The 295-nt window shown below is 39.7% G+C and carries 1 protein-coding gene; it reads left to right on the top strand.

What is annotated here, in order from left to right; translation table 11 throughout:
• Positions 1–172 precede the first annotated feature (172 nt).
• Positions 173–295 (top strand): GrpB family protein (locus ACSIPU_RS31080; protein ID WP_435322546.1); only part of this gene is annotated, 123 nt, incomplete at its 3' end.

The following is a 295-nucleotide window of genomic DNA, read 5'->3' as shown; positions in this document are numbered from 1 at the left end:
ATGAAGAAGTATGGTCTGAATAAAGAGCACTACAAAGGGGTTTAGGGCATCTTGTCAGACGATGGTTGAAAATTATGAGGACAGATACAGATTATAAATGCCTTCAAGTCAGCAGAGGCGATTTATGTTATTGTGACTGCTTAAATTTCCTTAAAAGGTGTGACTGTTGAACATGCGAATATTGACTGTAGTTGATTATGATGAGATGTGGCCGACTTTATTTGAGAACGAACGTACTCTGTTGCAGATGACGCTAGGTAAAGTGATATCCCGGGTTCATCATATTGGTAGCACC

This window comes from Klebsiella sp. HN106 (genome assembly GCF_051209435.1).
Lineage (GTDB): Bacteria > Pseudomonadota > Gammaproteobacteria > Enterobacterales > Enterobacteriaceae > Klebsiella > Klebsiella oxytoca.
This window is presented reverse-complemented; position numbering and strand designations above follow the sequence as displayed.